Annotated in this window: 13 protein-coding genes; 9 read left to right on the top strand and 4 right to left on the bottom strand. The window is 29.6% G+C overall.

Going from position 1 to position 16,375, the window contains the following annotated elements:
• Positions 1-6: 6 nt before the first annotated feature.
• The 5 genes from P4S50_RS17655 to P4S50_RS17635 all read left to right on the top strand — a co-directional run bounded on the left by P4S50_RS17655 (position 7) and on the right by P4S50_RS17635 (position 9,237).
• Positions 7-4,611, top strand: coding sequence for a hemoblobin-interacting domain-containing protein (locus tag P4S50_RS17655; protein ID WP_277732137.1), 4,605 nt, complete (start codon positions 7-9; stop codon positions 4,609-4,611).
• 103 nt (positions 4,612-4,714) lie between these two features.
• Positions 4,715-5,062 carry a RidA family protein gene (locus tag P4S50_RS17650; protein ID WP_277732136.1) on the top strand — a complete coding sequence of 116 codons (348 nt, stop codon included), beginning with the start codon at positions 4,715-4,717 and terminating at the stop codon, positions 5,060-5,062.
• Positions 5,063-5,402: 340 nt separating this feature from the next.
• On the top strand, positions 5,403-6,098 hold the full coding sequence (locus tag P4S50_RS17645) for a response regulator transcription factor (protein ID WP_331489653.1): 696 nt from the start codon (positions 5,403-5,405) through the stop codon (positions 6,096-6,098).
• Entirely contained in the window at positions 6,091-7,512 is a 1,422-nt protein-coding gene (locus P4S50_RS17640; RefSeq protein ID WP_277732135.1) for a HAMP domain-containing sensor histidine kinase, read from the top strand. The genes P4S50_RS17645 and P4S50_RS17640 overlap by 8 nt, the downstream gene beginning before the upstream one ends.
• A gap of 174 nt (positions 7,513-7,686) precedes the next feature.
• Positions 7,687-9,237, top strand: a complete 1,551-nt coding sequence (locus tag P4S50_RS17635; RefSeq protein WP_277732134.1) for an S-layer homology domain-containing protein — start codon at positions 7,687-7,689, stop codon at positions 9,235-9,237.
• Positions 9,238-9,268: 31 nt separating this feature from the next.
• Here P4S50_RS17635 and P4S50_RS17630 read toward each other — a convergent pair whose 3' ends face one another.
• Genes P4S50_RS17630 through P4S50_RS17620 form a run of 3 tightly spaced genes read right to left on the bottom strand, consistent with a single transcriptional unit; the run spans position 9,269 to position 10,274 of the window.
• Positions 9,269-9,841, bottom strand: coding sequence for a manganese catalase family protein (locus P4S50_RS17630; protein ID WP_277732133.1), 573 nt, complete (start codon positions 9,839-9,841; stop codon positions 9,269-9,271).
• 13 nt (positions 9,842-9,854) lie between these two features.
• Entirely contained in the window at positions 9,855-10,112 is a 258-nt protein-coding gene (locus P4S50_RS17625; RefSeq protein WP_277732132.1) for a spore coat protein CotJB, read from the bottom strand.
• A 21-nt stretch (positions 10,113-10,133) separates the two neighbouring features.
• The gene (locus P4S50_RS17620) at positions 10,134-10,274 is read right to left on the bottom strand and encodes a spore coat associated protein CotJA (RefSeq protein ID WP_277732131.1); all 141 of its coding nucleotides are present in this window, start codon (positions 10,272-10,274) and stop codon (positions 10,134-10,136) included.
• A 331-nt stretch (positions 10,275-10,605) separates the two neighbouring features.
• Between P4S50_RS17620 and P4S50_RS17615 the strand changes: the two genes are divergently transcribed.
• Both P4S50_RS17615 and P4S50_RS17610 read left to right on the top strand, forming a co-directional pair.
• Positions 10,606-11,922 carry an IS3 family transposase gene (locus tag P4S50_RS17615; RefSeq protein ID WP_277732130.1) on the top strand — a complete coding sequence of 439 codons (1,317 nt, stop codon included), beginning with the start codon at positions 10,606-10,608 and terminating at the stop codon, positions 11,920-11,922.
• A 93-nt stretch (positions 11,923-12,015) separates the two neighbouring features.
• Positions 12,016-13,347: an IS3 family transposase gene (locus P4S50_RS17610; RefSeq protein WP_277730718.1), complete on the top strand. Its 1,332-nt coding sequence runs from the start codon at positions 12,016-12,018 to the stop codon at positions 13,345-13,347.
• Between the two features lie 126 nt (positions 13,348-13,473).
• On the opposite strand, the gene P4S50_RS17605 is transcribed toward P4S50_RS17610, so the two are convergent.
• On the bottom strand, positions 13,474-13,986 hold the full coding sequence (locus P4S50_RS17605; protein WP_277732129.1) for a ferritin: 513 nt from the start codon (positions 13,984-13,986) through the stop codon (positions 13,474-13,476).
• Between the two features lie 183 nt (positions 13,987-14,169).
• Between P4S50_RS17605 and P4S50_RS17600 the strand changes: the two genes are divergently transcribed.
• Together P4S50_RS17600 and P4S50_RS17595 are read left to right on the top strand one after the other, a co-directional pair.
• Positions 14,170-14,676: a DUF8052 family protein gene (locus P4S50_RS17600; RefSeq protein ID WP_277732128.1), complete on the top strand. Its 507-nt coding sequence runs from the start codon at positions 14,170-14,172 to the stop codon at positions 14,674-14,676.
• The gene (locus P4S50_RS17595) at positions 14,673-16,286 is read left to right on the top strand and encodes a carbon starvation CstA family protein (RefSeq protein ID WP_277732127.1); all 1,614 of its coding nucleotides are present in this window, start codon (positions 14,673-14,675) and stop codon (positions 16,284-16,286) included. Before P4S50_RS17600 ends, P4S50_RS17595 begins: the two co-directional genes overlap by 4 nt.
• The last annotated feature ends 89 nt before the right edge of the window (positions 16,287-16,375 follow it).

Below are 16,375 nucleotides of genomic sequence, written 5' to 3'. Positions count from 1 at the left end.
TTTATTATGAAAAATAATGATTGGAAAAAAAGTTTTGGGGCTTTTTTAATAGCTACTCAGTTTTTAGCGGCGTCGGGAGTGGCTTATGCAGCACCTGATAAAATAGTAGGACATAGACCTTTAGCTGTTTGGGATTATCATAGAACGAACTTTAACCAAGATGGAAGTATAAGATTTGAGCCAACTATTACACAATTTGATACGGAAAATGAAGGTGTAAAAGCAGTAGACAATAGAATACCTACTCTTAACTGTGAGGCTGTAGAATATGGTAATAATGTTGAAATAAAGTTTGATACAAGTAAGCCAGAATATAAACAATGGCAATCTAATATATACAAAATAACAAGAAAAAATCCATATTTAGAGCATGATCCTAATGTAGAGAGTGCACTTGTTTATAAAATTGAAGATGGAAAAATAATTATATATGCAGATTCTAGAGCTATAGATTATAATGATAGACATCCTGTGAGGATATACTCAACAGGATATGATGTTCAAGATATAAACATCGATATAGTAAAAGAGGGAAGTATAAAAATAGATCCAAGTCTTCCAAGAATAGCTAATCGTGATCTATTATTCGAACTTGTAGATTTCAATTATCGAGTTACAAACCCTGTATACGAAGTTTTATTAGATGGAGAAAAGCTTGAAGGATCTTGTGAAGAATACCATGTTATATCTAATTTAATAAGATTAGAAAATAAGTCATTAAAAAAATTAACTCAAGGAGAACATACTTTGGTTGTTAAGGCTAAGGGATATAAGGATTTTAAGAAAACCTTTATACTTGAAGAAAATAAAACAGGATATATACCTCCAGAGGTAGACCATAAAGAAGAAGTAAAAATGTCTGATACAATTGTAACTAAACCTAAAATGAGAGTAGATACTATAAGTGCTGCATCAGGAGGAGGCGGATCAGACTCTGAAGGTGGTGGAGGAAGTATATATATGCCTGCGGATATTGTATTTGACTTTGATATGATATCTAACGCCGAAATACTTAAGAATATAGGAAAAGAAACTAATAACTCTAAAAAGGTTCTTGATATATGGGAAGGTACGATAAAAGATGGAGCATATAATGAGGGATCTAATAGGGTGGTAGATTTTAATTCATTTACAGATGCAGTATCTGATGCTCAAGTTGAAGGAAAACATGTAACCTTTGATCAGTATATACAAGATCCATCTAATCCTAATTGGAGAGGTATGCCATATAATGTAAAACATGTATTAGAGGATGGTTCATATGGAGAGGCAAAGCCTTATAATCCGGTTAATTCATCTAAAGGACCAGTTGTAAATACTAATACTACACAATTAGGAAATGATGTAGTTATTACATTTGATCCTAATGAATGGAGTGGTAAAATTCAATCTATAAAGGTTGGAAATGTAGAACTATTCAAGAAAGATTATAAAGTAGTCAATAACTCTATAACTATAAATGGAGGAAGATTTACAACTGGTACAAATAAAATAACTATATCTGCTCAAGGTTATGAAGATAAAAAAGTAGATGTTATTATAGAAAAGGGAATCATAGGACTTACATTAGACCCTAATACTAATAAAAACAATCAAAATGTTAATATATTAGGAGTAGACAGTGACTTTGTAACAAATTTAGAGTTAGTAACTTTAAACGGAAGACAACTTTATAACTTTGATTCTTTACCATCTAATTGGGGATATAAGATTCAATCAGATAAGATTGTCCTAAATAAAGATTTATTCAAGGACACAACAAATCAAAACTTATTTATTAAAGCTTACGGATATGAGGATAAGAGATTAACATTTAACCTAGAAGATGGTGGAGATGTTGTAGTAGATCCTTCTCAAGATGTTATACCGACAATAGTTCATAATAGTGGAGCTGTTGGAGATAATGTAGTACTAACTTGGAATAACGATAATCCTAGATGGAGAGATAATATAACAGCAATCAGAGTGGATGTACCATATAGTAAAGATTTAGATGGAAGTAAATATACAATAGAAGAAGGTCGAATAACTATAGATAAATCTGTATTTAGAAAAGGGGATACTAATGTAGTTATAAAATCTTCTGGGTATGATGATTATACTTATACTCAAACTATGAAACAAAGACTTAATGATATTACAATAACTAAATCTGATTTAACAAATGGAGTTAAGTTTAAGTTTGATTCAGCTGTATATGATTGGTCTAACAATATAACTAAAGTTGTTGTAGGTGGTAATGAATTATCTAAAGATAAGTATTCTATAGGAAGTTTATCTAATATAACTATAGATCCTAGTGTTTTATCAGCTGGAGATACTAATATTCAAGTTGTTGCTGATGGATTTGAAGATCTTTCATTTACTACTAAAGTATTAGATTTAGATAGTTTATCTTCTAATAGTGATAGTGCACCTGATATTAATATAAAGAGTGCTATTGAAGATGAAAATCTTGTATTAGATTTTGTAGATAATCAAGAATATAGAAATAGAATAACATCAGTTGTATTAGATGGAATCAGTATTTCTCAAAGTTCAATTGATATAAATAAAGGAAATATAACTTTAAATACTAGATTATCATCTGGAAACCACACTGTTAAAATACTTGCAACTGGATATGAAGATAAGACGATAGTATTTGATACTGTAAAAGAAGCACCACAAGTCGATGCTCAAAATGATTTGAAAGTTGGTAAAGATGTTAAATTAAATGTAAATAAAGGTTTCTTTAAAGATTTTACGAATTGGGAAAATAATTTTAAGGTTAAGGTAGATAATGTTTTACTTACAGAGGATAAGTATTCTCTAAGCAACAATGTTATAACTATTGATAAGTCAGTATTTTCAAGTAGTAAGGAATATAATATAGAGATATCAGCTGTGAATTATTCGGATATTAACTTAAAAGTAGAGTTAGGAGAATCATCTTTATTAAATCCAGATAGATTAACTGAGTCTCCTAAGTATCAAGGACAAGATTTTTGGATGTATTCTAATGAATGGACAAATAATATAAATAAAGTTATAGTTGATGGAAAAACTCTTGCTAAAGGAGATGACTATTACTCAGCTGAAGGTAAATTCATTATAAAAGGAGATTTATTTGAAGATTCAGGTCAAAAAACTGTAGTATTTGGTGCAAGTGGATATAATGATTTAACAGAAAGTATAATGGTTTTAGAAGGTAAGAATGCTCCTTATGAAGTAAGAGTATTAGGTGATAAAAGTATAAAAGCTGGAAATGATGTTACTATAGACTATTCAGCAGCTCCTATAGGTTATAAAGTCAGCAAGATATTATTAGATGAAAAGGAATTAAATTCTAGCAAAGCATCTATAGGTCTGACTAGTGCTGTAGTTAAAGGAATTAACTTTAGTTCAGAAAAAACTTATAAAATAACAGTTAAAGCTGTTGGTTACAAAGATAAGGAATTTGATATAGTTGTTAGTGGAAGTATATCAGTACCTGATGATAACGGTGAAGGTTCCTCAACTAATACTAAGCCGTCATTAAAGAATAGCCCAAGTGCATCTGTTAATCCTGTTAATGTAGGTGAAAATGTTAAAGTCAGTATAAATAGTATTACAATGAGCAATTATGAGGACTGGAAAGATAATATTGTATTAAAGGTTGATGGATCTATAGTCGATAAATCTAAATATACTTTTGAAAGTGGTATATTAGGAGAAAATCTTTGTATAGATAAATCTTTATTTACTCAACCTAAAATATATAATTTAGTTATAGAGTCTAATGGATATAATAATATAAGTGTTGATGTAGGGGTTAATGATATAGAGTTACAAACTCCATACAATAGATTTCCAAATTCAGTGAACCAAGATGAAAATATTAAGGTAACATATGCTGCTTGGGCTCCTCGTGTAAGCAGTATATCTATTAATTCAACTGAAATTACTAAGAATACAGATTATACTATAAGCGGGAATGCATTGACTATAAATAAAGATGTATTTAAAGTTGGAGATAATGACATTTTAGTAAAAATAGATGGATACAAGGATTTAGTCGCAAATGTCAATGTAAAGGCTAAAGAAATTCCTGAACTGAATTCAGTTGATTTAATAACTAGTAGTCCAATTAATAAAGGAACAGATGTTAAAATTAGTAAAGGGTATTTAGATTCAGGTTTAAGTGCTTGGTTAGATGGAGAAAATATAACAAGTGATACGAATATTGATGAAACTGGATCAGAGTTTACAGTTCCTGGATCAAAATTCAATGAATTTAAAACTTATACTTTGATTATCAAAAAAGATGGATATAAGGATAAAGAGTTTAGTATAGAAGCTCAAGCACCGTCATCTGCTAAGGTATCTCCTACAGTAGAAGATAAAAGCGTGGGTATGATTCTTAGTTCTACAGTAGATTTTAAGATAGATAACTACAGTGAGGATTGGAAAGATAATATAACTAGTGTTACTGTAGGTGGTGAATCTGCTACTTATAAAGTAGATACTTCAGGTGAAGATAAAGTTATAAAAATAAATAAGAGTAGCTTTAAATCAGGAAGCACTAATACTTGTGTTATAGAGGCTACAGGATATGAAAATATAGAATTTACTTTAACTGTACAGTTTTAGAAAAAAGAGCTTCTTAATTGAAGCTCTTTTTTAACAATTGAAAATAATAAAAGGCTTTGTTATAATTACTAAAGGTTATAATAACAAATTGGAGGTACTTACAATGGAAATTAAAAGATATGAAGGAACAGGAAGAATGAGTCGTGCTGTAGTACATAATGGAACTGTTTACTTATGTGGACAAACTTGTTCAGATAAAGAAGGAATAAAAGAGCAAACTAAAGTTGTACTTGAGAAAATAGAAGATTTATTAAATAAATATGGATCAGATAAAAAACATGTATTATCGACTACTATTTACGTAAAAGATATGTCTATGTTCCAAGATATGAATGAAGTATGGGATAATTGGGTTGAAGATGGATTTGAACCTGCAAGAGCATGTGTTGAAGCTAAGATGGCTAGAGAGTCTATATTAGTTGAAATGTCAGTTGTAGCTGCTGTTAAATAAATAAAAAAATCTCCTATAGCGTTTATGTTATAGGAGATTTTTTTGCTTTAATTGTCGTGTTGTTAGATTTTAATATTGAGGATATAAATGAAAATATTAATAACTCAAATTACATTATAATACATAAAACTTAAAATAATATTAAATAATTCTTAAATTTATAATAAATATAAATTATAATAAGATATACAGACTTATCCGAAAGCTAAGAGTTCTAAGGCTCCACCCTCTTAATGATGGAGATAAGAACTCTACAGCTTCTGGATTAGTTCAACTAAAAATTCAGTTGGAGTAAAAACTCCATCTGAATTAAGTTTCACTTTATGAAAGGAGTCGTCATATGGATATAAATATTTTAATTGTAGAAGATGAAGAGGACATAAGGCACTTATTATCTGTTAATTTGTCTAGTCAAGGGTATAATGTAATTGAAGCATCAAATGGAATAGAGGCGTTAGAGTTATTTTATAAAAATGATATTGATTTAATAATTATAGATGTCATGATGCCGATTATGGATGGGTTCAAGACTGTTTCTAAAATAAGAAAGACGAGTAAAGTTCCTATAATATTTTTGACAGCAAGAGATGATGAAACGGATAAAGTTTTAGGATTTGGCTTGGGTGCTGATGATTATGTTGTAAAGCCTTTTAGTATAGCAGAGGTTATTTCTAGAGTACAAGCTCATCTTAGAAGATATATAGAGTATGGTGTAAATAATTCTAATAAAATAATTACGAACGGAAGTATAAGTATAGATACTGAAAATTATATAGCTAGAAAGAACAATATAGATATAGATTTGAATCCTAAGGAATTGAAAATATTATCACTTTTCATGGAAAATATAGGAAGGGTGTATACTAAGAAACAAATATATGAGAATGTATGGGGAGATATGTATCATGGGGATGATAATACTATAATGGTTCATATAAGTCATATAAGAGAAAAGATAGAGGAGGATCCTAAAAAGCCTAAGTATATAAAAACAATAAGGGGAATAGGTTATAGAATGGAAAAAAATTATGATTAAGATATCTAATCCTTTTAGAAAAATAAATATATCTACAAAGTTATTTTTGAATTATTTGTTTTTATTCGTAATAGTAGTATTCATATTGATTTTTAGCTTTGCTGGAGGGATGACTTATATTGCAAAGCATAATAAAGGAACTATAGATGATGTAGATATGGAGAGCCTTTATGAAAATATATATGAGCATGGAATCGATAGAGCCTGTAAAATAGAGGGAATTAAAGATAATTCATATATAGAACTCTTAGATGAAAATTTAACAGTACTAGATGAGTATAACAGTGTACATCCAAAGGGATATGTATATGAACAAAAAGAATTTAATAAAATAATAATACCAAATTATTATTATTATCAATACTCAGAGGATATAAATGAAGAATCAAATAGTTTTAATGTTTATTATTCTGAAGAAACTGACAATATTCTATTGGCCTCTGTTCCAAATCAGGAAATTAAATTCATACAAAAGGTACTTAAAGTTATATTTATAATATTTGTATTAGTACTATTAATAGTTATAATTATTTATGCTAAATGGACATCTATAAGTTTAGTAAGACCTATTAAATCTTTAGTTAAAGGTGTTAATGAAATAAGCAAGGGTAATTATGATACTAGAATTAAAATAAAGTCTAAGAATGAATTAGGTATTCTGAAGGATGCTATAAATAATATGAGTAAAAAAATAGAAGAAGAAATATTTCTTAGGGAGAAAGCTGAGAAGAATAGAAAAAGATTGATACTTGATATATCTCATGATTTAAAAACTCCTCTAACTAATATAATGGGATATTCTGAGACAATATATTATGATATGGAATTAGATGAATCAATTAAAAATAGATATTTAAATATAATAATGTCTAATAGCAAAAAAGCTAATGAGCTTATAAGCGATTTATTTGAATTGTCGAAAATAGATAGTGATGATAATAAAATAGAATTAAAAAAGCAGGATATATGTGAATTTATCAGGATATTACTTATAGATTATGTTTTTGAGATAGAAGAAAATAGTATGGATTATGAATTTGATATTCCTGATTATGAGATAATGTGCGATATATCTGATAAATATTTGCAAAGAGCTATCAGCAATTTAATAGTTAATAGCATAAAATATAGTGGAAAAGAGTCTACTATTAAGGTTTCTATTAGAAAAGCAAATAACGATGCTATTATAAATATTGAAGATAATGGTATAGGGATAAAGAGTGATTCGATTAAAGATATATTTGAACCATTTGTAAGAGCGGATTCTTCTAGAAATTCAAAAACTGGAGGAACAGGTCTTGGACTTGCTATAACAAGAGCAATAATAAAAAAACATGGAGGAGATATATATTTAGATCCGTATGTAGATAAGGGATGTAAATTTATAATAACTATTCCTATAATCAAAACTTAGAAAAGCTATTCCAAATTAGAAAGAAATTTCTATAATGGAATAGCTTTTTTTTGTAGATAGATGAATTTTTTATTGAAAGAATTTACATTAACATACACTACTTACCTGTTGAATGGATGTATAGTTAGTATGTACTATAGATAGTGACGACATTATTTTAAGAGGGGGTATGTTATGAGGAAGGGGTTTATAAATAATATTATAGTTATTATTTGTATATTAGCTATGGGATTTCAATATACAGCTTATTCGCAAAGAATAAATACAGGATATATATATTTCGGAAACAAGTATAAGTATCAAGATGCAGTAAGTAATACTAATAATTCTTTAGATACTGTTTATCCTAGTTATTTTGATATAGATCAGAATGGAAATTTAAAAATAACTCAAACTTTAGATGAAGACTTAATAGAGGATATGCATGATAAAGGAGTAAAAGTAGTTCCCTTTATTAGTAATCATTGGGATAGAGAATTGGGAAGAAAGGCTCTTTCTAATAGGTATAATTTAGCTAATCAAATTGCAGAAGCTATAGAAAAATATGATTTAGATGGGGTTAATGTAGATATAGAGAATGTTACTGATGCAGATAAAGATGATTATACTGATTTTGTAAAAATATTGAATGAAATTTTAGATAATGATAAAGAAATTTCAGTAGCAGTTGCTGCAAATCCGAATGGATGGAATTACGGATGGCATGGTTCTTATGACTATGAAAAGTTAGCTATTTATAGTGATTATATATTTTTGATGGCATATGATGAGAGTTATATAGGAGGACCAGAAGGGCCAGTTGCTAGTATACAATTCGTTGAAAATTCAATTACAGAACTGCTTAAACATGTAGATAAAGACAAAGTTATACTTGGAATACCATTCTATGGAAGGTATTGGAAGGAAGGAGAATCTTATGGAGGACATGGAGCTAGTTTAAAAAGAATAGAAGAAACTGTAAGTAAATATCCATCTGATGTTGTATTTGATGAAAGTTCAAAATCTGTAAAGGCCACTGTATCTAAAGAGGATGGAACATATGTATACTGGTATGAAAATGAAGAGTCTATAATAGAAAAATTAAAACTCGTAGAAAAATACGATTTAAAAGGAAGTGGAAGCTGGAGTTTAGGGCAGGAAGATAAAAGTATTTGGAATTATTATTCAAGATGGTTAGATGGTGAATATTTAGTTGATATATATGATCACTGGGCTAGTGATAGTATATATAGCATGATAGATAATGAAATAATGAATGGAATCTCAAATATGTATTTTGCTCCGAATGATAATTTAACAAGGGCTCAAGCTGCTGTTATATTGACAAGACTTCTTGAAATAGATGATGTATATATAACTTCTGATAGTTTTGATGATGTATCAAAGGATTACTGGGCATATAATGAGATTGAGTTAGCTAAAAAATATGGTCTTATCAATGGAAAAGAAGACAATAAATTCTATCCAAATGATCCTATAACAAGAGCAGAAATTTCAGCTATGCTAAGTAGGCTTATAGAAGATGATTATAGTGATGATAATATTAAATTTAATGATGTAAATGATAATATATGGTCATATGAATATATAAATAAGATGAGTAGTATGAATATATTAAAAGGTTATGAAGGAGATATGTTTTATCCAAATAGAAATTTAACTAGAGCAGAGATGTCTACTATAGTTGATAGAATGTTAAAACATAATATAGAGTATAAAAAATAAGAGCTGTGATTCACAGCTCTTATTTTTTATTTTAATATATTTTTTTACAGTCTTTAAAGTCATATACATCCATTAAAGCTTCACCAAATCTTTGATAGTGAACAACTTCTCTTTCTCTTAAAAATCTAAGTGGATCTATTATATCTGGATCATCTGTAAGATTTATAAGATGTTCATATGTTACACGAGCTTTTTGCTCAGCAGCCAAATCGTTGTGTAGATCTGCTACAGGATCTCCTAAAACTCCTACATAAGATGCAGTCCATGGAACACCACTTGCATCGCAAGGAAATACTCCATGGTCATGTTGTGTATATTGAGAACCAAGACCGGCAGCTTTTAACTCTTCAGGTGTAGCACATTTTAATAATTGATATACCATAGCAGATATCATTTCTGCATGACCAAGTTCTTCACTACCTATATCTGTAAGGAGAGCTTTTGCCTTACTGGTTGGCATAGTATATCTTTGATTAAGATAATTCATAGCAGCACCTAGTTCTCCATCTGGTCCACCTAGTTGGGTTATTATATATTTTGCCATTTCTATATTTTTAGTTTTAATATTTACAGGATACTGTAATTTTTTTTCATAAATCCACATAAGTTAATCCCCCTTATTGATATTCCCATGGCCACGGATCATTTATCCAGTTAAATGGATATTTAGCTAATGAAAATCCGAAATTAGTAAGTGGACCATATTTCATTTCATATATTTTTCTTAACCTACAAGCTTCTTCAGCAAGCATGTTAAAGTCCATTAAAGCCTTTTGATCTTTTGGATGAGTATCTAAGTATAGATTAAGATCAAGACAAGCAAATTCTACTTCTTGAATTTTAGTCAATAAATCATTTCTAGATATATCTTTCATAACTATTTCCTCCTAGCTGACTTATTTTTTACATTTTTTATAAGATCCTTTTTTATATGGTTTATAAAGTTCAGGGAAAATAGTTCCTCTCTTAAATCCCTTACTTAAAGGATACATGCACATATATTTTTGTATACATATATACGGTCTTGCAAGTTTCATGTGTATTAACCTCCTTAAGAATGTCCTTAATATCATTTTATAAAGGACAATCAAAAAAGGTTCTTGTATATTAAAAATAAAGACGATAAGTAAGTAGAATTCTAAGGAAAATCATGTACTTAATCGAAAATAAAGGGGATTAAAATACCGATTAGTATGTTATATATTTTTATAGTAAGTTTAGATAACCCACATAAAATTAAATAACATGTGAATTAAAAAGGAGATATCTTTTTAAAATGGTACCTATAGATTGGACACATAAAAAAGAGTGTCTAGTTTATAGGTACTTTTTTGTGTATAATTATCATTGAATATGGAGGCCTTTAGTATGAGTAAAATTACATTTTCAAAAGACAATATTGAAAGATTAAATAAGAACCCTTATGTAAAGCGCGTTAGCGAGAAGTCAATAACATACTCTGACGAGTTTAAAATAATGTTTATTGAGGAGTATTTAAGAGGAAGCACACCACGAACTATTTTCATTGATGCTGGATTTGACGTTGAAATACTTGGTGTCAAGCGCTATGAACAGGCGGCAGCCAGATGGATAAAAGCGTACAAGAAAGATGGAATTATAGGATTAAGTGATACTAGAAGAGTGAATTCAGGCAGACCAAGTAATGCTCCAGTTTCAAAGGACGATATTATTAGCAAACAAGAAGCTAAAATAAAACTGCTTGAGGAACAATTAGAATTGCTAAAAAAGCTCGACGTGACAGAAAGGAGGCTGGTAAACAACTGCGTAAATCTAACAAATAATGAAGTATATGAGTTAATTTTAAAGACTGTGTCTAAAAAAGATTATTCAGGCACAGTTTCTTATTGCTGCTCAATTTTAGGGGTTTCACGTTCAGGTTATTATCATTATTTAAAGACAGCACCTTCTAGAACTATAAGGGAGAATGAAGATTTAAAAGCTAGAGATATTATATTAAAGGCTTATAATTATAGAGGTTATAAGAAAGGTTCTAGATCAATTAAAATGACACTAGAAAATGAGTTTGGTATTATATACAGTAGAAAAAAAATCCAAAGGATTATGCGAAAATACAGTATAGTATGTCCTATAAGAAAAGCCAATCCGTATAGAAGAATAGCCAAAGCGACAAAAGAACATAGAGTAGTACCTAATCTGCTACAGAGAAATTTCAAACAGGGTATTCCTGGCAAGGTGCTACTTACTGATATCACATACATCCCTTACGGGATAAATAAAATGGCATATTTATCAGCTATCAAAGATAGCTCTAGTAACGATATTCTAGCATATCATGTATCTGATCGAATTACTTTAGATATAGCTACAATTACAATTAAAAAATTAGTTAATACACATAAAGCTGATTTACATGATGAAGCTTTTATCCATTCTGACCAAGGGGTCCACTATACAAGCCCTAAATTCCAAAAATTACTAAAAAGCCATAATCTAGGACAATCCATGTCTAGACGTGGTAACTGCTGGGATAATGCACCTCAAGAATCCTTCTTTGGTCATATGAAGGATGAAGTAGATTTCAAAACATGTTCTACACTTGAAGAAGTAATTAATAAAGTTGATAATTACATGGATTACTATAATAATTATAGATGTCAATGGGGATTAAAAAAGATGACTCCTAAACAATTTAGAAATCATTAAAATGGTACCTATAGATTGGACACATAAAAAAGAGTGTCTAGTTTATAGGTACTTTTTTGTGTATAATTATCATTGAATATGGAGGCCTTTAGTATGAGTAAAATTACATTTTCAAAAGACAATATTGAAAGATTAAATAAGAACCCTTATGTAAAGCGCGTTAGCGAGAAGTCAATAACATACTCTGACGAGTTTAAAATAATGTTTATTGAGGAGTATTTAAGAGGAAGCACACCACGAACTATTTTCATTGATGCTGGATTTGACGTTGAAATACTTGGTGTCAAGCGCTATGAACAGGCGGCAGCCAGATGGATAAAAGCGTACAAGAAAGATGGAATTATAGGATTAAGTGATACTAGAAGAGTGAATTCAGGCAGACCAAGTAATGCTCCAGTTTCAAAGGACGATATTATTAGCAAACAAGAAGCTAAAATAAAACTGCTTGAGGAACAATTAGAATTGCTAAAAAAGCTCGACGTGACAGAAAGGAGGCTGGTAAACAACTGCGTAAATCTAACAAATAATGAAGTATATGAGTTAATTTTAAAGACTGTGTCTAAAAAAGATTATTCAGGCACAGTTTCTTATTGCTGCTCAATTTTAGGGGTTTCACGTTCAGGTTATTATCATTATTTAAAGACAGCACCTTCTAGAACTATAAGGGAGAATGAAGATTTAAAAGCTAGAGATATTATATTAAAGGCTTATAATTATAGAGGTTATAAGAAAGGTTCTAGATCAATTAAAATGACACTAGAAAATGAGTTTGGTATTATATACAGTAGAAAAAAAATCCAAAGGATTATGCGAAAATACAGTATAGTATGTCCTATAAGAAAAGCCAATCCGTATAGAAGAATAGCCAAAGCGACAAAAGAACATAGAGTAGTACCTAATCTGCTACAGAGAAATTTCAAACAGGGTATTCCTGGCAAGGTGCTACTTACTGATATCACATACATCCCTTACGGGATAAATAAAATGGCATATTTATCAGCTATCAAAGATAGCTCTAGTAACGATATTCTAGCATATCATGTATCTGATCGAATTACTTTAGATATAGCTACAATTACAATTAAAAAATTAGTTAATACACATAAAGCTGATTTACATGATGAAGCTTTTATCCATTCTGACCAAGGGGTCCACTATACAAGCCCTAAATTCCAAAAATTACTAAAAAGCCATAATCTAGGACAATCCATGTCTAGACGTGGTAACTGCTGGGATAATGCACCTCAAGAATCCTTCTTTGGTCATATGAAGGATGAAGTAGATTTCAAAACATGTTCTACACTTGAAGAAGTAATTAATAAAGTTGATAATTACATGGATTACTATAATAATTATAGATGTCAATGGGGATTAAAAAAGATGACTCCTAAACAATTTAGAAATCATCTTTTGAATGCAGCTTAACCCTTTTTTTATAATGTCCTTGACAAAGGGTCCATTTTACATCTTTTGAATGCAGCTTAACCCTTTTTTTATAATGTCCTTGACAAAGGGTCCATTTTATTTCAGATATCTCCTTTTTTAAACTTATTATGCATCAAGTGGTATTGGATTAAATACTCTTTGTCCTAACTCTTGATCTATCATTAAAAGACCAGCTGGATTATTGTTCATAAGTCTTAACTTCTTAACAATTTTTTCAACTGACTCTTCTTCTTCTGCTTGCTCTGATATAAACCATTGAATAAAAGCTGTAGTAGTGTGATCTTTTTCTTCTAAAGCTATATCCATTAAATTGTGTATAGATTTAGTTATACTCTTTTCGTGAGCAAGAGCTAACTCAAATACTTCAAGAACAGATTCAAAGTCATTCTTTGGCTTAGCTAAAGCTTCAAGTTCAACTGATCCTCCTATTCTACCCATGAAGTTGAACATTTTGTAAGCATGTGCTTGTTCTTCTTGAGCTTGCACATGGAAGAAATTAGAGAATCCATCTAGATTCTGATCTGCACAGTAAGCCTCCATAGATATGTATAAATACTGAGAATAAAATTCCTTTTGAATTTGATCATTAAGTGCATCAATTATTCTTTTATTGCCCATAAAAATACCTCCCTTTATAATATGTTCTTTTATAATTTAACCTTGAGAAATTAATCTATTCATTTCAATTATATACAGATAGTAGTTATATTTCAAACTATTAAAAAAGAATAAAATAAAAATGTTAAAGAAATTGAAATTATAGTAAATTTTGTATATGATTAGTTATATAGACACTTATACATGAAGGGAGGAATAATAATAACTATTTTACATCTAAAAGAAGCCATGGCACCAAACTTTAATATAAACGAAGACTATAAATTGAGAAAATTTGATTTTGATTTTATGGCTGAATTTATATTAAAGAATGAGAAATATTTTTTGAGCAAGAAGAATGTAGTATGGGGATATGAAAATAGAGAATATGTTCTTGTAAAAAAAATAGAAACAATGACCCAAGATGATGTATACGAAATACAGACTATAGCTGAAAATGCCATGGACGAGTTTGTAAATCTGACTGAAAACCACATGTCAACACACATAACTGTATTTATTCAAAGCTCTAATATAGATGATAATATTAAAAACAATATTAAAAATATATCTATCAAAAAAAGTTATATGTGGGGAATAAAAGGATGGAGTGATGTCAGAGTTATAGTATTTGACTGCATCAACAAAAATTTTACATTCAACAAAGCATCAAAAGAAATAATAAACTTTTATAAGGAGGTATTACTATGAATGCATTAACACTTTTATTGGTTGGAGGCATAATACTTCTGATAGGATATGTATCTTATGGAGGATATCTTGTTAAAAAATGGGGAGTAAATGATAAAAATATAACTCCAGCTCATACAAAAAACGATGGTGTAGACTATATGCCAGCTAAAACACCAGTATTATTAGGACATCACTTTGCATCAATAGCGGGTGCAGGACCTATTGTTGGACCTATTCAAGCAGCAATATTTGGATGGATCCCAGTAACACTTTGGATACTAATAGGTGGAATATTCTTTGGAGGAGTTCAAGATTTCGGTTCGCTACTAGCATCTATAAGACATGAAGGGAAGTCTATAGGTGAAATAATAGAAGTTAATATAGGAAGAACAGGTAAAAAATTATTCGCTATATTTGCATGGTTAACACTTCTTCTTGTAATAGCAGCATTTACTAATATAGTTGCAGCTACATTTGCTTCAACACCTCAAGCGGCATCATCATCTTTATTATTTATATTACTTGCAATAGTATTTGGATTTTTAGTATATAGAAAAGGTGTTCCTCTAGGAATAGGTAGTGTAATAGGGGTAATATTCTTAATGATATGTATGTATCTTGGTATGAAATTCCCTATTTCATTAAGTAAAGAAACATGGATAATAATACTTTTAGGTTATATATTCATAGCATCTGTAACACCTGTATGGATACTTCTTCAACCGAGAGATTATTTAAATTCATTCTTGTTATATGCAATGATTATAGGAGCAGTACTTGGAGTTGTTATAACTAAGCCGGTAATTCAAATGAGTGGATATACAGGATTTAATGTAGGTGGAAATTATTTATTCCCAATATTATTCGTAACAGTAGCTTGTGGTGCTATATCAGGATTCCATTCACTAGTAGGATCTGGTACATCATCTAAACAATTAGATAAAGAATCAGATGCTAAAAAAATCGGATACGGTGGAATGTTAATAGAATCATTACTTGCAATAATAGCTATAATTACAGCAACTTATGTAGGTGGAGATAAATTAAAAGAACTATTATCTCAAGGTGGACCTATAAATGTATTTGCAGATGGTATAGCCAATTTTATGAATTCATTTGGAATTCCGTTTGCACTGGGAAAATCATTTACAGCATTATCTATATCAGCATTTGCACTAACTAGTCTTGATACATCAACAAGACTTGCAAGATTCATATTCCAAGAGTATTTTGAATCTAAAGAAGGAAGTAAAACAGTTTTAACTAATAGATACGTATCAACAGGTATAACTGTTGTTCTTGGAGGAACACTAGCATTTATGGGATATAGTGTTATATGGCCTATATTTGGTTCTGCAAACCAACTTCTTGCAGCGCTAGCTTTACTTGCAATAGCAGCTTGGCTTGCAAACACAGGTAAATCTAATAAGATGATTTTAGGACCTATGGTATTCATGTTTGCAGTTACTATAACAGCCTTAATACTTCTTATAAAGACTAATATAGCTGCACATAAATTTATAATAGTAGTATTTGCAGTATTACTGCTAGTGCTTTCATTAATACTGATTACACAATCATATGATGTATTATCAGGAAAGAAAAGAAAAACAACTAAAAACCTTTAAAATACAAAAAGTCTCTCTTAAATTTAAGAGGGACTTTTACTTTTGATTGAAAACGGATATTATATTATATATAATAGTTAAACTGAAGA

The organism is Tepidibacter hydrothermalis, from assembly GCF_029542625.1.
Lineage (GTDB): Bacteria > Bacillota > Clostridia > Peptostreptococcales > Peptostreptococcaceae > Tepidibacter_A > Tepidibacter_A hydrothermalis.
Note: the sequence above shows the minus strand (reverse complement) of the source record. Positions and strands in the feature narration are given on the sequence as shown.